This is a genomic window from Frigoribacterium sp. UYMn621 (assembly GCF_040549525.1).
Taxonomy (GTDB): domain Bacteria; phylum Actinomycetota; class Actinomycetes; order Actinomycetales; family Microbacteriaceae; genus Lacisediminihabitans.
The window spans coordinates 25,921-46,154 of record NZ_JBEPTM010000004.1 but is presented as its reverse complement, the minus strand read 5'-3'; the positions used below and the strand labels follow the sequence as shown (position 1 = coordinate 46,154).

Annotated in this window: 21 protein-coding genes; 11 read left to right on the top strand and 10 right to left on the bottom strand. The window is 67.4% G+C overall.

All coding sequences use genetic code 11. The annotated features are described in order from the left end of the window. Window positions 1–24 precede the first annotated feature (24 nt). The gene (locus ABIB54_RS08575; RefSeq protein WP_354575106.1) at window positions 25–1,428 is read left to right on the top strand and encodes a dihydrolipoyl dehydrogenase family protein; all 1,404 of its coding nucleotides are present in this window, start codon (window positions 25–27) and stop codon (window positions 1,426–1,428) included. Here the strand turns inward: ABIB54_RS08575 and ABIB54_RS08570 are convergent. Next, the gene (locus ABIB54_RS08570; protein ID WP_354575105.1) at window positions 1,413–2,675 is read right to left on the bottom strand and encodes a glycosyltransferase; all 1,263 of its coding nucleotides are present in this window, start codon (window positions 2,673–2,675) and stop codon (window positions 1,413–1,415) included. The genes ABIB54_RS08575 and ABIB54_RS08570 overlap by 16 nt on opposite strands. A gap of 86 nt (window positions 2,676–2,761) precedes the next feature. On the opposite strand from ABIB54_RS08570, the gene ABIB54_RS08565 reads away from it, so the two are divergent. From ABIB54_RS08565 to ABIB54_RS08555, 3 genes are all read left to right on the top strand, one after another. Beyond that, window positions 2,762–3,190: a hypothetical protein gene (locus tag ABIB54_RS08565; RefSeq protein WP_354575104.1), complete on the top strand. Its 429-nt coding sequence runs from the start codon at window positions 2,762–2,764 to the stop codon at window positions 3,188–3,190. After that, window positions 3,187–4,035 (top strand): SDR family NAD(P)-dependent oxidoreductase, encoded by an 849-nt coding sequence (locus ABIB54_RS08560; RefSeq protein WP_354575103.1) that lies wholly within the window; start codon window positions 3,187–3,189, stop codon window positions 4,033–4,035. Before ABIB54_RS08565 ends, ABIB54_RS08560 begins: the two co-directional genes overlap by 4 nt. A 233-nt stretch (window positions 4,036–4,268) precedes the next feature. After that, a complete protein-coding gene (locus tag ABIB54_RS08555; RefSeq protein ID WP_354575102.1) occupies window positions 4,269–4,646 on the top strand; it encodes a hypothetical protein in 378 nt (125 codons plus the stop codon). 59 nt (window positions 4,647–4,705) lie between these two features. On the opposite strand, the gene ABIB54_RS08550 is transcribed toward ABIB54_RS08555, so the two are convergent. Next, window positions 4,706–5,533, bottom strand: coding sequence for an endo alpha-1,4 polygalactosaminidase (locus tag ABIB54_RS08550; protein ID WP_354575101.1), 828 nt, complete (start codon window positions 5,531–5,533; stop codon window positions 4,706–4,708). A gap of 397 nt (window positions 5,534–5,930) precedes the next feature. Further along, window positions 5,931–7,346 (bottom strand): amidase, encoded by a 1,416-nt coding sequence (locus ABIB54_RS08545; protein ID WP_354575100.1) that lies wholly within the window; start codon window positions 7,344–7,346, stop codon window positions 5,931–5,933. A 36-nt stretch (window positions 7,347–7,382) separates the two neighbouring features. Between ABIB54_RS08545 and ABIB54_RS08540 the strand changes: the two genes are divergently transcribed. After that, complete coding sequence (locus ABIB54_RS08540) at window positions 7,383–8,591, top strand: LCP family protein (RefSeq protein ID WP_354575099.1); 1,209 nt, start codon at window positions 7,383–7,385, stop codon at window positions 8,589–8,591. 21 nt (window positions 8,592–8,612) lie between these two features. On the opposite strand, the gene ABIB54_RS08535 is transcribed toward ABIB54_RS08540, so the two are convergent. Then, the gene (locus tag ABIB54_RS08535) at window positions 8,613–8,978 is read right to left on the bottom strand and encodes a hypothetical protein (protein WP_354575098.1); all 366 of its coding nucleotides are present in this window, start codon (window positions 8,976–8,978) and stop codon (window positions 8,613–8,615) included. A 94-nt stretch (window positions 8,979–9,072) separates the two neighbouring features. Here ABIB54_RS08535 and ABIB54_RS08530 point away from each other — a divergent pair, with 94 nt between their 5' ends. Then, the gene (locus tag ABIB54_RS08530) at window positions 9,073–9,402 is read left to right on the top strand and encodes a DMT family transporter (protein ID WP_354575097.1); all 330 of its coding nucleotides are present in this window, start codon (window positions 9,073–9,075) and stop codon (window positions 9,400–9,402) included. A 4-nt stretch (window positions 9,403–9,406) separates the two neighbouring features. Next, window positions 9,407–9,943 carry a TetR/AcrR family transcriptional regulator gene (locus tag ABIB54_RS08525; RefSeq protein ID WP_354575096.1) on the top strand — a complete coding sequence of 179 codons (537 nt, stop codon included), beginning with the start codon at window positions 9,407–9,409 and terminating at the stop codon, window positions 9,941–9,943. Here ABIB54_RS08525 and ABIB54_RS08520 read toward each other — a convergent pair. Genes ABIB54_RS08520 through ABIB54_RS08510 form a run of 3 tightly spaced genes read right to left on the bottom strand, consistent with a single transcriptional unit; the run spans window position 9,936 to window position 11,716 of the window. After that, on the bottom strand, window positions 9,936–10,514 hold the full coding sequence (locus tag ABIB54_RS08520; protein ID WP_354575095.1) for a GNAT family N-acetyltransferase: 579 nt from the start codon (window positions 10,512–10,514) through the stop codon (window positions 9,936–9,938). The genes ABIB54_RS08525 and ABIB54_RS08520 overlap by 8 nt on opposite strands. Before the next feature lie 9 nt (window positions 10,515–10,523). Beyond that, window positions 10,524–11,228, bottom strand: a complete 705-nt coding sequence (locus tag ABIB54_RS08515; RefSeq protein ID WP_354575094.1) for a uracil-DNA glycosylase — start codon at window positions 11,226–11,228, stop codon at window positions 10,524–10,526. Then, entirely contained in the window at window positions 11,225–11,716 is a 492-nt protein-coding gene (locus tag ABIB54_RS08510; protein WP_354575093.1) for a phosphoribosyltransferase, read from the bottom strand. Before ABIB54_RS08510 ends, ABIB54_RS08515 begins: the two co-directional genes overlap by 4 nt. A gap of 84 nt (window positions 11,717–11,800) precedes the next feature. Between ABIB54_RS08510 and ABIB54_RS08505 the strand changes: the two genes are divergently transcribed. Then, window positions 11,801–13,276: an MFS transporter gene (locus tag ABIB54_RS08505; RefSeq protein WP_354575092.1), complete on the top strand. Its 1,476-nt coding sequence runs from the start codon at window positions 11,801–11,803 to the stop codon at window positions 13,274–13,276. Here the strand turns inward: ABIB54_RS08505 and ABIB54_RS08500 are convergent. Beyond that, entirely contained in the window at window positions 13,248–14,039 is a 792-nt protein-coding gene (locus ABIB54_RS08500) for an SDR family NAD(P)-dependent oxidoreductase (RefSeq protein ID WP_354575091.1), read from the bottom strand. The two genes, ABIB54_RS08505 and ABIB54_RS08500, sit on opposite strands and share 29 nt — an antisense overlap. 51 nt (window positions 14,040–14,090) lie before the next feature. Here ABIB54_RS08500 and ABIB54_RS08495 point away from each other — a divergent pair, with 51 nt between their 5' ends. Further along, the gene (locus ABIB54_RS08495; RefSeq protein WP_354575090.1) at window positions 14,091–15,206 is read left to right on the top strand and encodes an acyltransferase family protein; all 1,116 of its coding nucleotides are present in this window, start codon (window positions 14,091–14,093) and stop codon (window positions 15,204–15,206) included. Between the two features lie 43 nt (window positions 15,207–15,249). On the opposite strand, the gene ABIB54_RS08490 is transcribed toward ABIB54_RS08495, so the two are convergent. Together ABIB54_RS08490 and ABIB54_RS08485 are read right to left on the bottom strand one after the other, a co-directional pair. Then, window positions 15,250–16,836, bottom strand: coding sequence for an MFS transporter (locus tag ABIB54_RS08490; protein ID WP_354575089.1), 1,587 nt, complete (start codon window positions 16,834–16,836; stop codon window positions 15,250–15,252). Next, window positions 16,833–17,411, bottom strand: a complete 579-nt coding sequence (locus ABIB54_RS08485) for a PadR family transcriptional regulator (protein WP_354575088.1) — start codon at window positions 17,409–17,411, stop codon at window positions 16,833–16,835. The genes ABIB54_RS08490 and ABIB54_RS08485 overlap by 4 nt, the downstream gene beginning before the upstream one ends. A 152-nt stretch (window positions 17,412–17,563) precedes the next feature. Between ABIB54_RS08485 and ABIB54_RS08480 the strand changes: the two genes are divergently transcribed. Further along, entirely contained in the window at window positions 17,564–18,892 is a 1,329-nt protein-coding gene (locus ABIB54_RS08480; protein ID WP_354575087.1) for a bifunctional o-acetylhomoserine/o-acetylserine sulfhydrylase, read from the top strand. Window positions 18,893–19,004: 112 nt separating this feature from the next. Continuing rightward, window positions 19,005–20,210, top strand: coding sequence for a homoserine O-acetyltransferase MetX (gene metX, locus ABIB54_RS08475; protein WP_354575086.1), 1,206 nt, complete (start codon window positions 19,005–19,007; stop codon window positions 20,208–20,210). Window positions 20,211–20,234 lie beyond the last annotated feature (24 nt).

Here is a 20,234-nt window from a genome sequence, read left to right as displayed (position 1 = left end):
GTCACCGACCCACTGGGAGCGCACATGATCGACACCACCTACGACCTGATCGTGATCGGCGCCGGCGCCGTCGGGGAGAACATCGCCGAACGCGCGGTGCAGGACGGCCTCACCGCCCTGCTCGTCGAGAGCGAACTGGTGGGCGGCGAGTGCTCGTACTGGGCGTGCATGCCCTCCAAGGTGCTGTTGCGGGCCGGTATCGTGCTGCGCGCCGCGAAGGCCGTCGGCGGTGCCAGCGAGGCGGTGAAGGGCGGGGTGGATGTCGCAGCGACCTTCGCCCGTCGCGACAGCTTCACCCACGACTGGGACGACGAGAGCCAGGTGAAGTGGGTCGAAGGTGCGGGCATCTCCCTCGTCCGCGGCCACGCGCGCCTCACCGGCGAGAAGCAGGTCACCGTCGACGGCACCGTCTACACGGCGCGGCACGCCGTGGCAGTGAGTGTGGGATCCGATCCCCTGCTGCCCGCGATCCCGGGCCTCGCGGAGGTCTCCCCGTGGGCCAGCCGGGATGCGACGAGCGCGAAAGTCGCCCCGAAGCGGCTCGCGATCATCGGCGGCGGAGTCGTCGGGGTCGAGATGGCGACCGCGTACCAGAGCTTCGGCACCGAGGTCACCATCATCGCGCGCTCCGGCCTCCTCGGCACCCAGGAGCCTTTCGCGGGCGAACTGATGACGGCATCCCTGGAGAAATTCGGCGCGACGGTGCTGACGGGTGTGGAGACCACCTCTGCCCGCCGGGATGACGAGGGTGTCACCCTCACTCTCGACGACGGCTCGACTGTCGTCGCCGACGAGGTGCTCGTCGCGATCGGGCGCGTGCCCCGCACCGGCGACCTGGGCTTCGAGAACATCGGTCTCACCCCCGGCGACTGGCTCGAGGTCGACGACACCATGCTGGTGAAGGGCTTCGACTGGCTGTACGCCTGCGGGGATGTCAATCATCGCGCGCTGCTCACCCACCAGGGAAAGTACCAGGCCCGCGCCGCTGGCGATGTCATCGCCGCCCGTGCCCTCGGCACCGGAGTGCACGACAACCGTTTCGGAAAGCACGCCGCCACCGCGGACCACGAGATGGTGCCCCAGGTGACGTTCAGCGAACCGGAGGTGGCGTCGGTGGGACTCACGGCCGCGGCGGCGGAGAAGGCCGGGTACGACATCCGCGTGGTCGACTACGACCTCGGCTCGGTCGCCGGATCCGCTGTCCAAGCCGACGGCTATGAGGGCAGGGCACGCATGGTCGTTGACGAGAAACGCGCGGTGATCATCGGCGTCACCTTCGTGGGGCAGGATGTCTCGGAGCTGCTGCACGCGGCGACGATCGCCATCGTCGGTGAGGTGCCGATCGATCGGCTGTGGCACGCGGTGCCGGCGTACCCCACGATGAACGAGATCTGGCTGCGGCTGCTGGAGACCTACGGCCGCCCCTGAGCGGATCCGCCGACTCGGCCGAGGCTCGCGTACACCCCGATGAGCGCGGTGGCGGTGGCTGCCCAGGTGAATCCCTCGGCGTAGTGCCGGGCGAATCCAGAGAGCCGCTGAAGTCCGGCCCCGTCGTCGAGCAGGGAGACTGTAGCCTGCGCCCAAGCCCGGGGGTCTCGCGAGTCGACGAGCAGCCCGGACACCCCTGCAGACACCGACTCGACCAGGCCGCCCCCGCGGAAAGCGATCACCGGGGTGCCGCTGGCCGCGGATTCGAGTGCCACAAGGCCGAAGGTCTCCGAGTGCGAGGGAACGAGGGTGACCGTGGCGATGGCGAGGAGGTCGGCGAGGCGCTCTCGCGACAGCGCCCCGGCGAATCGCACCTCCGCGAGCACTCCGAGTTCGGCGGCGGTCGACTGCAGGGATGCCGCGTAGCCGGCTTCTCCGGGGGTCGCCTCCCCCGCGACCACCAGCACCGCAGCGGAGTCACGCAGAGCGTGCAACTCGGCGAGCACCCGGATCGCGAGTTCCTGGTCCTTGAGCGGCTGCACTCGGCCGACGACGGCGATGATCGGCCGGCCGGCAGCGATCCCGAGCTCGCGACGCACGCGCGACTCCGCCGCATCCGCCCGCATCGGCGTGAAGAGATCGACGTCCACGCCGGGCGGAATGACCCAGACCCGATCAGCAGGTGCTCGCACCGCGTCGATGAGCGACGACACCTCGGCGGACGAGCCGGCGACGATGGCACTCGCCTGGTTCGCGAGATACATCTCGGTGAGCAGTCTTCTCTCGGGTTCCGGAGTCTGCCCGGGCGCGAGGTTCGCATTCTTCATGGCTCCGAGGGTGTGGAAGCTCTGCACGAAGGGCAGACCCAGTTCGAGCGCGACGGGCAGGGTCGCGAGCCCGCTGAGCCAATAGTGGGCGTGGATGATGTCGTAGCGCGGTGAGGCTCGGCCGGTGAGCTGCGCCACCGCTTCGCCGAACTCGTCGGCGACCTCGCCGAGCCGATCCTTCGCGATCACCCCCGGGCCCCCGGCCGCCAACTCGTGGAGCTCGACGCCGTCGGCAAGGGAGGTGACGGCGGCACTGCCGGTGGTCCGGGTGACGAGGTCGACCTCGACCCCGCGTGCTGCCAGCTCGGTCGCCGTGGCGAGCAGCGACACGTTCATGCCGCCGGAGTCTCCGCTTCCGGCGAGCGCCGCGGGCGAGCTGTGCATCGATACGAGCGCGACTCGGTGCACTGTGCCGGTCATGGGTACACCGCGATCATAAGAACACTGTAGGGGTGCCGCCCGAGCGGTGGCCGAGCGGGGGCACCCGAGGGGTGTAGAAACGAATCATGCCCCCCACGACCCGAGCGCTGCAGCGCGCCATGGTGCGGGTGGTCAACCTGGGCACCGTGCTGCCCGGACTCCGGCTCGTGATGCTGAGCCCACTTGTGGCCCGCCCGGGGTATTGGTTCGCGAGCCTGTGCGGGCTCGTCTGGGGCGGCATCCTGAGCCGGGGTCGCCTGGGGCAGGCGGGCGGAGTGATCGTCGCCCGAGGGTGCCCCCGCTGGGCCTTCGGTCGCGGCGGAACGACGATCGGTGCCGTCTACCTCACCCGAGACAACCATTCCCCGCACGTCCTGCAGCACGAAGCGGTGCATCGGGCCCAGTGGAAGCACTACGGCCTCGCGTTCATCCCGCTCTATGTCGCCGCGGGACCCGTCGCCGAACTCAACAGGTTCGAAGGAGAAGCAGGACTAGAGAAAGGGGGCTACCGATGAGCGGAGCCAGCGCAGAACTGAGTGGCAGGGTCATGGTGATCACGGGAGCGAGTTCGGGACTCGGCCGTGCCGCGGCAATCGAACTCTCGACCAGGGGCGCGACGGTCGCGGTGGTGGGTCGCAATGCCGAGCGCACCCGGGCCGTCGCCGAACGGGTGGGCGGATTCCCGTTCACCGCGGACTTCGACAGTCTGGCCGAGGTGCGCACCCTTGCCGAGGAGCTGCTGGCGAGCTATCCGCGCATCGATGTGCTCGCGAACAATGCGGGCGGGCTGGTGGGCACCCGCGGGCTCTCCGCCGACGGTCATGAGCGCACGTTCCAGCACAATCATCTCGCGCCGTTCCTGCTCACGAACCTGCTGCTCGATCGGCTGGCCGAGAGCGCCGGCCGGGTGATCTCCACCGCCAGCGGGGCGAACATGTTCTCGCGGCTCGACCTCGATGACCTCGACTGGAAACGTCGGGCCTATGCCGGCGGCTGGCTGCCCTACGGCACGAGCAAGCTCGAGACGATCATGTTCATCCGGGAGCTCGCGCAGAGAACTGCCGGCTCCGGCGTCGATGCCTACTCGTTCCACCCCGGCTTCGTGGCCACCGGGTTCGGAGCGGACTCCGCTCTGCTGAAATTCGGACAGTTCATCAGTCGCGGCTCGCTCGGGATCAGCCCGGAGCAGGGTGCTGCCCCGCTCATCCACCTCGCGGCGGAGCGCGGCATCGTGTCGCCGAGCGGCACCTACTTCGACGGCCTGAAGCCGGATGGCCGCGAGCGAAAGCAAGCCTCCGACGGCGCCCTCTGCCGCGAGCTCTGGGAGAAGAGCGCCCGAATGGTCGGGCTGCCGGACTGAGAACCGGCGACCGCTGACGACTGCCTGTTTCTAAAATGTGATCTTGTCTCGAATCGCCGCCCAGCAGGGGGAAGAAATGCTTCCTCTCGTCGAGTCTCGCTGCTCGTGGCGGCCGTGCTCCTGCTAGCCGGCTGCACCTCGAACGGTAGCACCGGCCCGGCACGAACGGCACAGCCGGTCCCGTCACCGAGCTCGTCGGCCGGTGCGACCGCTCCGGCGGCTGCAGCCGACACGTGCAAGAACATCGTCACGCCTGCGGCACTCTTCCGGTCACCACAGCCCCCAACGAGTTCGTTCCCGACTTCACTGGGCGGATGCGCGCGCCGGGAAGCCAGCTCTACCGGTTCATCGAGCTTGGCGGGATCGCCTGCGAATGGGGGCATCCGAATTCCGATGTCGCATACGACCTGGCCTCGTCACCGATCACCGACGCGCAGGCGACCGTGGAGAAGGCAACCCTCGTCGGGCTCGGCTGGATCGCCTCCCCCCTTCCCGGCGGCGGCGAGCTGTTCACCAACCCCCATGAGGACCTGTACAAGCCGGTCTACGCGTTCTCCGCCGGCCGGTGGAGATATGCGCTGCTCGAGACCGACCTCGAGTTGTTCGCCTGATCCCGGGAAGCCATCGGGTCACCCTTGGGCCCCTCGCGGGGCACCCGCGCGGCCCCTCGCTAACAGTACTCGTAGCGGTAGGCCGACTGTCCCTTCGCCACCACATCGCGGTCGCGCAGGATCACCGAGATGGACTTGCCCTGGGCCGCGCAGGCTTTCGTGTAGGCGCTGCGGGCGTTGTCCGTGTACTCGATCTCGATGACGTGGTTACCGTAGGGCCCCGTGTAGCTGCCGCACTCGGAGTAGACCTGGCACTCCTCGGCGATGGCGAAGTCGAAACCGACCGAGGTCTTGCCGGTGGTGCCGAGCTCAGACGTGTTCTTCTGGGCGATGGCGAGGCCGATGGAGTGGGCGTGGGTCGCGAGCAGCGTCGCATAGGCCACGTTGCCGGACTTGGTCAGTTTGTTCAGGGACCGGGTCCAGGAGTCGAGGTTGTCGGGCTCGATGGCCCGGAAGCCCTTCGCCTTGCAGCCATCGATCCAGCCGTTCACGATGGCCGCGATGCTGGTGCGCTTTGCCGCGGTCGAGGTATCGAGGATGAACTCGCCCGGCCAGTCTGGATCCGTGAGGTTGGCGCCGTTGGCACGCTTCACGAGCAGGTTGCTGTGGTTCGAGGTCCAGAACGAGGCCTCATCGGGCTGGGTCTGGAACGCGTTGACGTAACAGATGTTGTACTTGCCGACGACCGGGCTCGCACCGCGGTCGCGATCGACGATCGATACCGATGACGCCGGCGTGTAGGCGCCACCGATCTGGTAGTCAAACTGGCCGTTGACCGGCGGAAGGGCGACAGTCGCCGCTTGCGAGGAGTGGGCCAGACCGGCGCCGAGCACGACGGCGGTGACCGCCAGTGCCGCGGCAGCGGCAGTACGAAGTGAAGCTCTCATGAGCGTTACCTATCCCCGGATGCCCCGCCTCGAGCTGCTCTCTGGCGATGTGTGCCGGATCGGGCCTTCAGGGTGCGCCGGCTGGGTTCTCCGTGATGCGCCAAGGATAGGGACGACGCGGATCCCGGGCAAGAAACGCGCACTCCGCCTGACCGATGTCGCAGCGCCGAGCATCGCCGCAAAAATCGACTCGGGGGTAGTTGAGAGTTGAAACCGACACAGATCGCAATAACCCCCGACTCGAATTCGGACGGGTCCCCGCGCGGCATCGACTCGGGAGTTGTTGCGGTTTCCCCGCGACTCACGCCGCAACAACTCCCGACTCGATACAAACTGGCCCGAGCAGCGACGCTCCGGGTGCCCGCTCGAAGCTCCAGAGCAACGATCCCCCGGCCCGTCACCACTGTGGCGGATGCCGCCGCTGCCACTGCAGGCGACGTTCGAGTTGCGCGCCGATGGCCAGCAACACATGCTCACCGCCCGGCCGTCCGACGAGCTGCACCCCCATCGGAAGCCCCTCGGCGGTCTGCGCGACGGGCAGGGTGATCGCGGGCAGCCCGGTGACATTCGCGAACGACGTGAAGGGCGTGTACTGCACCTGCTGGGCGAAATTGCGCTCCGCATCCTCCGCGTCGTACCAGCCGACCGGGCGGGGCGTCATCGCCAGGCTGGGGGTGACGACCGCGTCGAACCGGCGGAACTGACGGATGATCGACCGCTCGAACTCGACGAGAGCACCGAGCGCGCTCGACAACTCCCGGGCCGTCACCTGCCTTCCCCTCAGCACCAGCCACTTCGTGAGCGGCTCGAGAAGCTCGAGCTGCTCTCCCTCCGCGGGGATGCCCGCGGCACCGGCCTGCCAGATCGTTCGGAAGTTCGGAGCGTAGGACTCGTCCGGTTCGAGAGCGAACTCCTCGATGCCGTGCCCGACCGCGTCGAGCTCAGACAGGGCGAGGGAGAGGGCGGCGGATGCTTCTGGCGCGATCTCGATGTCGTAGGCATCGTCCCACGGCGAGGTCGTCATCACGCCGAGCTGGAACCGACCCTCACCGCGCACCGCGGCGTTGAGCAGTGCTCCGCCGTCCCAGCGGGGCGCCCGAACGGTGAAGGGATAGTCGCCGCCCTCGATGAGGGCATCGAGCAGCATCGCGGCATCCGCCACCGTGCGCGCCAGCGGGCCCGGAACGACAAGGCCACCGAGGGAGCTCAGCCCCGTGCCGCTTGGCACGAGACCGCGGGAGGGTTTGAGGCCGACCAGGCCGCATGCCGCCGCGGGAATGCGAACAGAGCCGCCGCCGTCAGAACCGGGCGCGAAGGGCAAGAGTCCGGCCGCGACCGCCACGGCGGCTCCCCCACTGGAGCCGCCCGCCCCGAGGGCGGTGTTCCACGGCGTGCGCGCGGGCGGAGCGACGAGACTCTCGGTGTAGGAGGGGAGGCCGAACTCCGGGGCGCTGGTCTTGCCGAGGCTCACCGCGCCCGCGGCATCCAGCACCTCGACGATGGGATCCGAGTTCTCGGGCACGAAGTCTCGCATGAGTCGTGATCCGTAGCCGGTGCGGACCCCCGCCCGGTTGACGAGGTCCTTGTCTCCGAGCGGCAGCCCCCAGAGCGGTGCGGTCTTGGGCACCTGGGACGCGAGGGAATCCGCGCGCTGGAGGGCGGCCTCCGCCGTCACCGTGACGAAGGCGCCGAGATGGCCGTCGAGCCGTTCGATGCGGTCGAGGTAGTGCCGGGTGAGCTCGACGGGTGTGACCTCGCCGCGCTGCAACCAGTCCCACTGCTCCTGGGCACTGAGGTGGTGGAGTTCGAACACCCTTCGAGCCTAGGTCGTCGGCTAGGGTCTGGTGCTATGCCAAGCTCCCGCATGCCTCCCGTCGCCCGCCACGGCCGACTGCCGCGCTCCCGCCCCGCGGTGACGGTGCTTGGCTTCATCGCTTCCGCGCTCGCTGTGGTGCTCGTCAGCGCCGGGGCCGTCGCCGGCTTCGCGGTCTACGACGTCGCGAAGAGCGTGAAACCGGGAGTGAAGCTCATCGGCCAGACCGAGGGACCCCCGCCGGATATCGGAAGTTTCGAGGGAGGCATCAACGTGCTTGTCGCCGCGAGCGACAGCGGCGGCGGGGATGTCGGCACCTACGGCAAGCGCGGGGAGCACCTCAATGACGTGACCATGCTCCTTCATGTCTCCGCCGACCACAGCAACGCGACAGTGGTGAGCTTCCCCCGCGACCTCATTGTGCCGATAGCGTCCTGCCCGAATCCCAAGGGCGGCAACTTTCCGGCCCAGACCAACAAGATCAACGTCGCGCTCACCTACGGCGGGTTGCCCTGCATCGTGAAGACCGTCGAGAATCTCACGGGCCTCACGATCCCCTACGCGGCCCTCACCGAGTTCCAGGGAGTGGTCGGGCTCTCCAATGCCGTCGGAGGGGTCACTGTCTGCATCGCCAAGGCGATCCATGACGAGCAGATCCACTTCGACCTGGATGCCGGCCAGCGAACACTCGTCGGCCAGGATGCCGTGCAGTTCCTCCGGGTGCGCTACGGCGTCGGAGACGGGAGCGACCTCGCCCGCATCAGCAACCAGCAGCTCTTCCTCTCCGCTCTCGTGCGCAAGATCAAGACACCGGAGACCCTCGGCAACCCGGTGAAGGATTACGCGCTCGCCAAGGCCGTGATCGACAACACCACCCGCTCCGATTCGCTGAACAACCTGACGACCCTGGTGAGCATGGCCCTCGCGGTCAAGGACATCAGCTTCGACAAGGTGGTCTTCGTGCAGTACCCCGGCAGCTATGGTTCGGCGGCCGGCCAGAACGGGGTGCTGCCGATCCGCAGCGCGGCCCAGGTGCTGTTCACCGCGTTGAAGAGTGACCAGCCGGTCTCGCTCACCGGCAAGACCGGAGACGGCACGACGACCGATCCTTCGGCGACGACGGCTCCCTCCACGCCGGCGAGCGGCGCAGCGACGGGCGCGCCGGGAGTCGCCCTGCCGAGCAGCGCGACCGGGCAGACGGCCGCGCAGGCAACCTGCACGAAGGGACAGCGCGCGAAGGGCTGAGTCGGCTGGTCGGGCGGTGCGCTATTCGAGCTCGAGTCGGAGCTGGCGCAGGAGGGTCTCGAAGGCGGCGGGGGCGTCAGCCACGACCCGACGCCCGGTGAAGCGCCCGAGCGAGCGAGCGGTCTGTGCCACGTTCAACATGACGTGCTCGACATGCGATCCGCGTTCATCCGGGACCACCCGATACTCCCCGCGGTACCACCAGCCGCCCTGGGACACGATGAGGAACGCTGAGGGATCAGCGAGGTAGAGGCTGTCGGAGGATTCGCTCGGGCGGAAGCGGGCGTCGAGTGCCGCGAAGACCGCCGCGGGCCGTGCGCGCAGATGACCGCTCAGGGTGTGGAGCACGAGGTAGCTCTCGGGGCGGCTGCGAGGCGCTTCGGGCATCCCCCGACTGTAGCGCCCGCGCGGCGACGCATCCGCACCGGGGATCACCCCCTTCGGTATTCTGGTACATTTGTACCAATCTTAGGAGTACAGCATGGGATACCTCTTCCTCGCCGGTGCGATCGTGGCGGAAGTGATCGCGACAACGGCCCTCAAGTTCGCCACCGGGAATGGCACGAACAAGATCGTGCCCTACGCGATAGTGACAGTGGGCTACATCGCCGCCTTCGCCATGCTCTCCCAGTCGCTCACCAAGGGGGTGCCGCTCGGAATCGCCTATGCGATCTGGGCCGGCGTGGGAGTCGTGCTGGTGGTCGTGATCAGCTGGCTGTTCTTCACGGAGCCTCTCACTCTCGTGCAGATCGCCGGAATGGTGCTCGTGATCGGCGGCGTCACGATGCTCGAGCTCGGCGGGAAGCACTGACGCCGTGACCACGACAGCCAAGGGCGAAGCGAGGCGCACTGCGCTGCAGGATGCTGTGATCCGGGTGCTCGAGGACGGCGGACCGGGCGCGGTCACGCATCGTGCCGTGGCCGCCGAGGCAGGTGTGCCGCTTGCCGCGGCGACCTACTACTTCGCCAGCATCGACGACCTGCTCGTGAGCGCCCTGCTGCGGGTCACCCGGCAGCAGGTCGAGCTGTTTGCGCACCTGGAGAGCGGATCCCTCGCCGATGCCGCGGCCGTGCTGCGGGAGTGGGTGTACGGCTCCCGGGCCTCCGCCATCGCGCAGTACGAACTCCTCTTCCTCGCCATGCGCCGCGACGGCCTGAGGGAGGCGGCAGACATCTGGTACCGCTCGCTGGAGGAGGCGATCAATCCCGTGGTGCCCGATCCCCGTCGCGCCCGGGTGGTCGCACTCGCCATCGACGGGCTCATCCTGAGGATGCTCTGGCGCGGCGAGCCGGAGTCGGTCGCGGAGGTGGAAGCATCGCTACGCGACATCCTTCAGTCTGCCGTTACTTGAGCGATTTCTGCATGAGCACCGTGCCGAGCCAACGCTCGAACTTGAAGCCGACCTTGCCCATGCGCCCGATCTCCTTGAAGCCGAAGTCCTGGTGCATCTTGATCGAGGCCTCGGCACCGCGATCGGCGATGACGGCGATGATCTCCTTGAGCCCGGCCTGCTTCGAACGGCTGATCAACTCGCCCATCAGCACCTTGCCGAGCCCCTTGCCGGTCGATGCCGCGCGCAGGTAGATCGAGTTCTCCACGGTGTAGCGGTAGGCCGCCTTCTCCTTCCACGGGTAGACATAGGCGTAGCCGAGGATCTGCTGGCTCGGGCTCTCGGCCACGAGGTAGGGCATGCCCAGCTTCTGCAGGTGCTGGAACTTGGAGCGGGTCGCCCGAAGGGTGAGCGGAGTCTCATCGAAGGTGACAGTCGAGTTGGCCACGTAGTGGTTGTAGATCTCCCGCACGTCCGGCATGTCTTCGAGTCGCGCATCCCGAATCGAATATTCGAAGGGCACCTCGAGCGGGGGCAGGTTGCGCTGCGCCTCCAGCGGACGGTGGGTGGCCTGGTATTCCTCCTCGAGCATGAACCGAGCTTACGCCGGGATCGTCCAGTCGATGGGTGACCCACCCTGAGACACGAGCGAGGCGTTTGCCCGGCTGAAGGGGTGCGAGCCGAAGAAGCCTCCCCCGGCCGACAGGGGGCTCGGATGCACGGACTTGATCACCGGCACCGAGCCGAGCATCGGCTCGAGGGCGACGGCATCCTTTCCCCACAGGATCGCCACGAGCGGGCCGCCGCGATCGGCGAGCGCATGGATGGCCGTCGCCGTCACGGTCTCCCATCCCTTGCGACGGTGCGAGCCGGACTTGCCCGGCTCGACGGTCAGCACGCGGTTGAGCAGCATGACCCCCTGGTGCGACCACGCGCTCAGGTCTCCGTGCGGTGGGGGCGTGACCCCGACGTCGCTCCGCAGCTCCTTATAGATGTTCCAGAGGCTCCGCGGAATCGGCCGCACGGCCCGGTCGACGGCGAAGGAGAGCCCGATCGGATGCCCGAGCCCCGGATACGGATCCTGCCCGACGATGAGCACCCGCACCCGCGAAAGCGGGGCGGCGAATGCCCGGAAGACGTTCTCCTCTGCGGGGAGGTATCCGCGACCGGCCGCGACCTCGCCGTCGAGGAATTCCTGGAGCTTCGAGATCAACCCCGACACCGGCCGGAGCGCACTCGCCCATTCCGGGTCGATCGAGCGGGTCAGAACCGAGGGAGTCGACTCCGCGTCTCTGGCGTCGGTCACACGGTGACCGGGGGGAGGGACGACCAGGGGAAGGCGATCCACTTGGATGTCCTGCGCCAGACGAAGTCGGGCTCGAGCACGGTCTGCGGCTTGGAGTAGAGACAGAGGCTGCGCACATCCGCCCCCGCCTTGAGGAGCAGCTCGAGCACCATCGCGAGGGTGCGGCCGGAGTCCGAAACGTCGTCGACCAGCAGCACCTTCTGCCCGGAGACGGAGGGTGTGTCGAGCATCGGTGACAGCAACACCGGCTCGGCGAGGCGCAGGTCCACCCCGGTGTAGAACTCGACGTTAATGGCGCCGCAGCTCTTCACGTCGAGCGCGTAGGCGACCGATCCGGCGAGCAGCAGGCCTCCTCGGGCGATGGCCACGACCATGTCGGGCACGAATCCGCTCCCGTGCACCTGGGCCGCCAGCTCCCGACTCGCCTCGCCAAACTCGTCCCAGCCCAGGACCTCGCGATCCGGGGTGTGCTCCTCATCGATTGTCATAGCTTCACGCTAGCGGCTGCCCGGTACTCCCGAGAACGCGCGGTGTGCTTCTTGCCGCCCCGGGTCGACCACTAGCATCCGATCATGACAACAGTGCGTGCGAAGGCCGGGGCGATCACCTTCGGCCTGATCGGCTACCTGTTCCTGGTCGAGATCGTGAGCGGCATCCTGCAGGGCTACTACGTGCCTCTGATCAGCGACCTGGTGAAGTACCTCCAGATCCGGGATGCCGATTTCAACTGGTTCGAAGCGGCACAGCTGCTGCTCTCCGCGCTCGTCGTGCCGATCCTGGCGAAACTGGGCGACATGTTCGGGCACAAGCGCATCCTGCTCGTCTCGACGGTGCTCACGGCCGGGGCGAGCTGGGCCCTCGTCTTCGCCGACAACTTCACCACCTTCCTCATCGCGTGGGCACTGCAGGGCTTCTACGTCGTCTGGCTTCCGCTGGAAGTGGCACTCATCTTCGACCGTGGCCGCCGCACCGGCAGGGGCGCGTCGCAGACCCGGCGCGCGGCCGGCTTCCTCGTCGTCGCGCTCGAGGCCGGTGCGATCGTCGGCGCCCTGCTGGGGGGACGGGTTTTCGGATGGTTCGGAAACAACGTGCCGCTCACTCTCGCCATCCCGGCGATCGCCGTCACCCTCGTCTTCTTCGCGGTGCTTTTCGGTGTGCCGGAGTCGACTCCGCTTCCCGGGCGACGACTCGATGTCGTCGGCTTCAGCCTGCTCACCATCGGGCTGCTCCTGATCACCTCCGGCCTCACCTTCCTGCGGCTCAACGGGCTCGAGGCGTGGTGGGTGTACATCCTCATCGTGCTCGGACTGCTGGTGTTCGTGCCGTTCGGGCTCTACGAGCTGAAGCAGGATGACCCGGCGATCGACCTGCGAGTGCTTCGGCAACCGAACATGTGGCCGGTGCAGCTCACCGCCGGTCTCATCGGCATCAGCCTGCTCGGGGCGCAGGCCCCCCTCAGTGCGTACGCCGGCACTGACCGGGCGAACGGCTACGGCCTCGGACTCGACTCCGGCGACCGCTCCACCCTCATCGGGGTCTATCTCATCTCGATGATCGGGGGTGCGCTGCTCTTTCCGCTCGTGTCTCGCTGGCTTTCTCCGCGGGTGGCCCTCATCATCGCCGCCTTCCTCGTCGCCACCGGGTACCTGTTGTTCGTGCCGTTCCACCTGGAGACCTGGCAGGTGTTCCTCAACATGTTCATCGCCGGCATCGGATCGGGAGCGCTGGTCGGCGCGATGCCGGCGGCCGCCGCCGCGGCGGCACCTCGCGGGCAGACCGGCATCGCTGCCGCGCTCACCAACACGACCAAGACGATCGGCGGGTCGTTCGCCTCGGCGATCTTCGGGATCGTGCTCGCCATGGGCGTGCTCACCGCGGCAACGTCCACGGCCTCGAGCCTCAGCGGCTATCTCACCGTGTGGATCATCTGCGGCGTCGGCGCCCTGGTGGCCGCCGTTCTGCTCTTCTTCGTTCCGAAGCTCGCCTTCGCGGATGTGGCCGACGAGGTGGCGTCGAGCACTAGGCCTTCGGTGCGAGAGCTCCCCTGATCACCTTGTGAGGGGCCGCCTGTGCCACCGGCTTGATCGTCACGAGGTCGAGGTTCACGAATCCGGGAAGTTCGATCGCGTGCACGATCGCCTCCGCGATGTCTTCGGCATGCAGGGGGTTCGTCACGTTGTCGTAGACCGCATCGGCCCTGGCCTGGTCTCCCGCGAAGCGCACGAGCGAGAACTCGTCGGTCTTCACCATGCCCGGAGCGACCTCGAGCACCCGGATCGGCTCGCCGGCGAGTTCGAGCCGCAGCACTCCGACCAGGGCGTGCGCGGCGAATTTCGCGGCGTTGTATCCGCCGCCCCCCTCGTAGGCGATGTGGCCGGCGATGGACGTGACGGTGAGGATGTCCGCATGCGCGACTCCCGTGGCATCCGGTAGCGCGGCCGCGGCCCGCAACAGCGGAAGCAGCGCGCTCGTGACCCGCTTGACGGCCACCACGTTCACGTCGAACATGCGCACCCAGTCCTCGGCATCGCTGTCTTCGACCGAGGCCATGCCGAAGGCGCCACCCGCGTTGTTGACGAGCGCGTGCACCGGGCCGAGGTCCGCGAGGAACTCCCGGAGGGCGTCGACCTGCGCCTGGTCGGTGACGTCGGCGGTGAAGATGTCGGCTCCGGTCTCCGCGGCGAGCGCCTCGAGACGATCGGTTCGGCGGGCGACGCCCACCACATCCCAACCGCGGGCGCGGAACAGGCGTACCGTCGCCGCTCCGATTCCCGAACTCGCACCGGTTACCACCACGCGTCGTGACGTCACTGCTCTCCCTCGTCTGCCCCTCCCCAACCGTAGCGCGGCTATGGTGTTCGCATGACGAGCACCGCCACCGCAAGTGCCCCACGAAAGCAGCGGGTTCCGCTGTGGGACAACGGGAGGTTCGCCTGCGTCGCCCTCGTCGTGGTCGGGCACGGGGTGCAGCGGCTCACCGCCCACAACGATCACGCTCTCGTGGTCTACCTGTTCATCTACGCCTTTCACATGCCGGCATTCGCCCTGATCAGCGGCTACTTTTCGAACGCTGCCCCGCCGAGTTCCCGGCAGATGAAACGCCTGATCACCGACATCCTGCTGCCGTACGTCATCATGCAGACGATCTGGACCGTCGTGCAGTACCTGGTGGAGGGCCGGACGAGCGCCAACCCCACCACACCCCACTGGACGCTGTGGTTCCTGCTCGCCCTCGGGGTGTTCCGGCTCGTGCTGCCGTACCTCGTGCTGCTGCGCTGGCCGTTGCTCTGGTCTGTGCTGTTCTCCATCGGAGTCGGGTACTTCAGCAACGTCGACAGCACCTTCTCGCTCTCGCGGGCCATCGGCATCCTGCCGTTCTTCGTGCTCGGCTGGCAATTGCGCCAGTGGAAGCTCGTGGAGAAGTGGCATGTGCTCGAGCGGCAGACCTGGCTCATCCGCGGGCTCGCTATCGCGGTCTTCGCCGCGTGGGCGGCCTCACTCGTGCTCTTCCTCGATTTCTGGAAGTCGATCGACGTGCACTGGCTCTTCTACGACGACTCGTACGACGGACTGGGCCAAACCGACTGGTGGGCCGGGCTGGTACGGCTGGCATTCCTGCTGCTCGCGACGGTTCTGAGCGCCGCCTTCTTCGTGCTGGTGCCCCGCTCGGAGACCTGGATCACCGGCTTCGGCCAGGCGACCATGTACGTGTACCTGCTGCACAGTTTCATCCTCTATCCCCTGCGCGAGACGGGGATCCTCACGAACGATCCGACGCCCGACCTGCTGCTCGTCGCCATGATCCTCGCCGGCATCGCGATCTCGATCGCCCTCGCGAGCCCTCTCATTCGCCGCATCTTCCGGCCGATCATCGAGCCGAAGCCGCGCTGGTTGTTCATCGAACTCGACACCGGAAAAGAGAGAAAGCCGGCCGGACCCTCGCGAAAGGATCCGACCGGCTCGACCCGGGACCGGTGACGGCCGCGGCACGGCGCCGACTCAGTGCCGGCTCAGTGCAGGCTCAGTGCAGGTTGACCCGCTTCGGCAGGGTGAAGACGAGCGCGAGGGCGACGATCGCGAAGATCGCACTCACCAGCATCGATGCGGTCGCCGCATCCCCGAAGTGGGTTGCGAGACTCGACTGGGAGATCTGGGAGCCGAGCGCTTTCGCCGCAGCCGCGGGAGTCGCGTAGTCCCCGCTCTTCATCGCCTCCGGTAGCGCCTTGGCCACCTTGTCGGCGACCTCCGTCTTGAGCCCGGAGAGATTCGCCACCCCGAACAGAACGCTCGACACCACGGCGATGCCGATCGCGCTTCCGATGCGCTGCATCGTGCCGATGACCCCGCTCGCGGCTCCCGCCTCGGTGCGGTCGACAGTCGCCACGATGAATCGGGAGTTCGGCGCGATGAAGAAACCGTTGCCGAATCCGGCGATGGCGAGCGGGCCGAGCAGAATCCAGTTGGTCAGGTCCGTGGGCTTCACCGTGAGGAAGATGATCCACAGGGCGATGAGGCCGACGGCCACCAGGGCGGCACCGAGCACCAGCACGTTGCGTCCGAGCTTCTGGGCGACGCGGTCACTCTGAGACGCTCCGACGATGTTGGCAACGGCAAACGGAATGGACACGAGGCCGGACTCGAGCGCGGTGTGGCCGAGTCCCGCCTGCCAGAGCAGCGAGATCGTGAAGAAGATGCTGGTGAATGCAGCGAAATACACCAGCGCGAGGATGGTGCCCCCGGTGAAAGCGGGGTGCGAGAAGAGATGCGGCGGAACCAGGGGCGACGACCCGCGGCGAGCGAGCCTCAGCTCCCACAGCGCGAACAGCACGATCAGAATCGCGCCCCCGACCAGCGAGAGGTATGTCCAGAGCGGCCACCCCTCATCCTGCCCCTGGATCAGCGGAACAAGGATCGCGACGAGACCGCCGGCCAGAAGCAGAAGGCCGATGATGTCCATCGACGCCTTCTCCCCCGCGACCAGCTTCGGAAGCACGATCACCGCGGCGACCAGCGCGACGACACCGATCGGAAGGTTCACGAAGAAGATGTAGCGCCATCCGGTGGATGTACCGAGGGCCTGGATCAGCAGACCGCCGACCACCGGGCCGAGCGCGGACGAGACACCCAGCACGGCGCCGAGGATTGCGAAGGCCTTGCCTCGCTTCATCGGTGGGAAGAGCAGCTGGATGAACGCGGTGACCGGCGGGAAGAAGATACCGCCGCCCGCCCCCTGGAGCACCCGGGCGACGATCAGTTCGGTGGAGTTCTGGGCGAGTCCGGCGAACAGGCTCGCCACCGTGAAGACCGCGAGACCCGTGAAGAACACCCATTTGTGCCCGTACCGGTCGCCGATTCGACCCGCCGGGATCAGCACCAGGCCGAACGCGAGGGCATAGCCGGAGATGATCCAGGCCAGCGTCGCCTCGTTGGCGTTGATGCTGTCCCGGATGGTGGGGAGGGCGACATTCACGATGGTGGTGTCGAGGAGCGACATGAAGAGCCCGATGAGCAGCACCGCGAGGGATCCCCAGGCGCGCTTATCGGTCACTCCGCGCGGCGCGACCCAGGACGGTGGTCGGTTGGCTGTCGCCTCGGATGTTTCGGTCATTGTTTGAGTCCTTTCGCGGACCTCTTGGTCAGTTCGTCAGAGATGATCTCGGGCAGCGCCACGAGAAGGCGATGGTGCCAGGCGATTTCGCCCTGGAGTTTGGCGAGCTGGTGGCTCATCGCCCACTGCTCGGATTTCCACAGGTACTGGTCGACCTGCTTGTGGTGTGCTGCGGTGTCCTCGAGCAGACGCTCGAGAGCCGCGATGCGGGTACTGATGATGCCCTCGAGCTCATCGAGGCGATCGGGATCGAGACGCGAGAGCGCGAGATCGAACGCATCCGGATGCAGTTCGAAGAACTCGAGACCCTCTCGCCGCAAGCCGTCGAGGGCCAGGGAACCGGCGGGCGTGACGTCGTAGACCTGGCGTTCGGGGTAGTTTCCCTCCCGCTCGGTGCGCACCACCTCGATGAGGCCCTCCGTGGCGAGGCGCTTGAGCACCCCGTAGACCGCCCCGACCGTGAAGTCGGTCCACTCGTCGATGTGCTCCTGCTCGGCCAGCAGGCGCAGCGCGTGGCCGTGCATCGCTCCACGATCGGCGAGCGAGCCGAGCACGAAGAGGCGGATGGATGACACTGGAGTACTCTCGCAAAAGTAGTCGCATGTGTCAATGTGGTGCTCGCGCACTATTACGCCGGAAGTCACGCGCCATTGATCCCCGCCGGAGCCCTGCCTAGGCTCGCCTGTGCGAGCGATCACCCTGCCCGCACTACTTTGAGGAGAGACCCATGAGCGACAACGCGGCCGACTGGAAGTTCGAGACCAAGCAGATCCACACGGGTGCGGCACCCGATCCCGTGACCAATGCTCGCGCGACTCCGATCTACCAGACCACCTCCTACGTCTTCAACAGCGCCGAGCACGCCAAGAACCTGTTCGCCCTCGCGGAGTTCGGCAACATCTACACGCGCATCCAGAACCCGACCCAGAACGTCGTCGAGGAGCGCGTCGCGGCTCTCGAGGGGGGCACCGCCGCCCTGCTCGTCTCCTCCGGCCAGGCCGCGGAGACCATCGCCGTGCTCAACATCGCCGAGGCGGGCGACCACATCGTCTCGTCATCCTCGATCTACGGCGGAACCTACAACCTCTTCAAGTACACCCTGAAGAAGCTCGGCATCGAGACGACCTTCGTCGAGGATCAGGACGACGCCGCAGAATGGGCTGCCGCCGTTCGCCCGAACACCAAGCTGTTCTTCGCCGAGACCATCGGAAACCCGAAGATCAACATCCTCGACATCAAGAAGGTCGCGGATGTCGCGCACGAGAACGGCGTTCCCCTCATCGTCGACAACACGATCGCGACGCCGTACCTGATCCGTCCGTTCGAGCACGGGGCCGACATCGTCGTGCACTCCGCGACCAAGTTCCTCGGCGGTCACGGCACCGTCATCGGCGGAATCATCGTCGACGGAGGAAAGTTCGAGTGGTCCAAGAACGTGGAGAAGTTCCCGGGCCTCACCGAGCCGGACCCGTCCTACCACGGCGCGAGCTACACCACGGTGCTCGGCGATGGCATCGCCTACATCATCAAGGCCCGCGTGCAGCTTCTGCGCGACCTCGGCTCCGCCATCGCTCCGGCGAGCGCGTGGCAGCTCATCCAGGGCATCGAGACCCTGAGCCTGCGCATCGAGCGTCACGTGCAGAACGCGCAGGCGGTGGCCGAATGGCTCGACAACCACGACGACGTCGCCTCGGTCAACTACTCGGGACTGCCGTCGAGCCCCTGGTACGCCACGGCCAACGAATACGCCCCCCTGGGCGTCGGGGCGGTGCTGTCGTTCGAGCTCAAGGGCGGAGTGGATGCCGGAGCCGCCCTGGTCGACAGCGTCACCCTGTTCAGCCACCTCGCCAACATCGGAGACGTGCGCAGCCTGATCATCCACCCGGCGTCGACCACCCACTCGCAGCTCACCCCTGAGCAGCAGCTCACCTCTGGCGTCACGCCCGGCCTCGTGCGGCTCTCGGTCGGCCTCGAGAACATCGACGACATCATCGCCGACCTCTCCGCGGGACTCGCGGCGGCTCGCGCCGTCACGAAGGCGGCGCAGAGCGCGTAACGATGGCGGCGGTCGAGTGGCGTGCTGCGGCACTCCTCTCGACCGCCCTCTTCCGCGGCCGAACCGTAACAAAGGTCGTTCCCCCGGCAGAACTTGCGATACTTGCTGAGACATGGATTGGCAGACTTCCGAGGACACGGTCCCATCGAGCTTCGTCACCGAGGCGAACACGCGGGCGATGATCGGCAAGCCACCGGCCACCGGAGCATGGCGAGAGGGCGACAACCCCGGCGACCGCCTCTTCGTCTCCATCGGTGCCCAGCAGTTCGAGCGCGGCGGCGGCATCCCCTCCGGCCGCATCGCGTACGAGACCTGGGGCGAACTCGACGCCGACCGCAGTAACGCCGTCCTGGTGCTGCACGCACTCACCGGCGACAGCCACGTGGTCGGGGCCGCGGCACCGGGACATCCGACCGCCGGATGGTGGTCAGGCATCATCGGACCGGGCAAGGCCGTCGACACGGATCGCTGGTTCGTCGTGGCTCCGAACATGCTCGGCGGCTGCCAGGGCAGCACCGGCCCCGCATCCCTCGCCCCCGACGGGCGCGAGTGGGGAGCTCGGTTTCCCTACCTCACCATCCGCGACCAGGTCTCGGCGCAGGTCGCTCTCTCCGATGCGATCGGCATCGAGCGCTGGGCGGCCGTGATCGGAGGGTCCATGGGAGGCATGCAGGCCCTCGAATGGGCCATCGGACATCCCGATCGCCTCGATCGTGTGGCGATCATCGCCGCGCCGACCATCTCGAGCGCCGACCAGATCGCGCTCAATTCGGTGCAGATCGAAGCGATAACCATGGATTCGAAGTACGCCGACGGCGACTACTACGAGTGTGCGGATGGCGAGGGGCCCTATCGCGGGCTCTCCCTCGCCCGCCGGATGGCCCTCCTCAACTACCGCTCTCCCACCGAGCTCAACGACCGGTTCGAACGCAGTTGGCAGTCGAGCGTGAGCCCCCTCGGCGCCGAGGGCAAGTTCGCGGTGGAGAGCTACCTCGACTTCCACGGCAACAAGTTCACCCGGCGTTTCGATGCCAACAGCTATGTGCTGCTCGTGCAGGCGATGAACTCGCACGACATCGGTCGGGACCGTGGCGGTGTGGCGGCCGCCCTGTCCCGCGTGACCGCGAAGAACGTCGTGCTCGGAATCGACAGCGACAGGCTGTTCCCCCTCGCCGACCAGGTCACCATCGCCGCCGGAGTCTCCGGCAACATCGACGGCGGCCGGGCCGTGGTCATCCACTCCGAGTTCGGTCACGACGGATTCCTCATCGAAGACGCACTGGTGGGCCCGGAGCTCATCCGATTGCTCGAGTCTTAGCCCCCTCCTGGGCAGTGACAGGGC

Excerpts from the sequence above, each read along its gene's own strand:
- ABIB54_RS08570 (WP_354575105.1), bottom strand. The coding sequence starts at position 2,675 with ATGACCGGCACAGTGCACCGAGTCGCGCTCGTATCGATGCACAGCTCG.
- metX (WP_354575086.1), top strand. The coding sequence starts at position 19,005 with ATGGATTGGCAGACTTCCGAGGACACGGTCCCATCGAGCTTCGTCACC.
- ABIB54_RS08530 (WP_354575097.1), top strand. The coding sequence starts at position 9,073 with ATGGGATACCTCTTCCTCGCCGGTGCGATCGTGGCGGAAGTGATCGCG.
- ABIB54_RS08510 (WP_354575093.1), bottom strand. The coding sequence starts at position 11,716 with ATGACAATCGATGAGGAGCACACCCCGGATCGCGAGGTCCTGGGCTGG.
- ABIB54_RS08490 (WP_354575089.1), bottom strand. The coding sequence starts at position 16,836 with ATGACCGAAACATCCGAGGCGACAGCCAACCGACCACCGTCCTGGGTC.
- ABIB54_RS08565 (WP_354575104.1), top strand. The coding sequence starts at position 2,762 with ATGCCCCCCACGACCCGAGCGCTGCAGCGCGCCATGGTGCGGGTGGTC.
- ABIB54_RS08480 (WP_354575087.1), top strand. The coding sequence starts at position 17,564 with ATGAGCGACAACGCGGCCGACTGGAAGTTCGAGACCAAGCAGATCCAC.
- ABIB54_RS08505 (WP_354575092.1), top strand. The coding sequence starts at position 11,801 with ATGACAACAGTGCGTGCGAAGGCCGGGGCGATCACCTTCGGCCTGATC.
- ABIB54_RS08550 (WP_354575101.1), bottom strand. The coding sequence starts at position 5,533 with ATGAGAGCTTCACTTCGTACTGCCGCTGCCGCGGCACTGGCGGTCACC.
- ABIB54_RS08520 (WP_354575095.1), bottom strand. The coding sequence starts at position 10,514 with ATGCTCGAGGAGGAATACCAGGCCACCCACCGTCCGCTGGAGGCGCAG.
- ABIB54_RS08540 (WP_354575099.1), top strand. The coding sequence starts at position 7,383 with ATGCCAAGCTCCCGCATGCCTCCCGTCGCCCGCCACGGCCGACTGCCG.
- ABIB54_RS08495 (WP_354575090.1), top strand. The coding sequence starts at position 14,091 with ATGACGAGCACCGCCACCGCAAGTGCCCCACGAAAGCAGCGGGTTCCG.
- ABIB54_RS08535 (WP_354575098.1), bottom strand. The coding sequence starts at position 8,978 with ATGCCCGAAGCGCCTCGCAGCCGCCCCGAGAGCTACCTCGTGCTCCAC.
- ABIB54_RS08575 (WP_354575106.1), top strand. The coding sequence starts at position 25 with ATGATCGACACCACCTACGACCTGATCGTGATCGGCGCCGGCGCCGTC.
- ABIB54_RS08560 (WP_354575103.1), top strand. The coding sequence starts at position 3,187 with ATGAGCGGAGCCAGCGCAGAACTGAGTGGCAGGGTCATGGTGATCACG.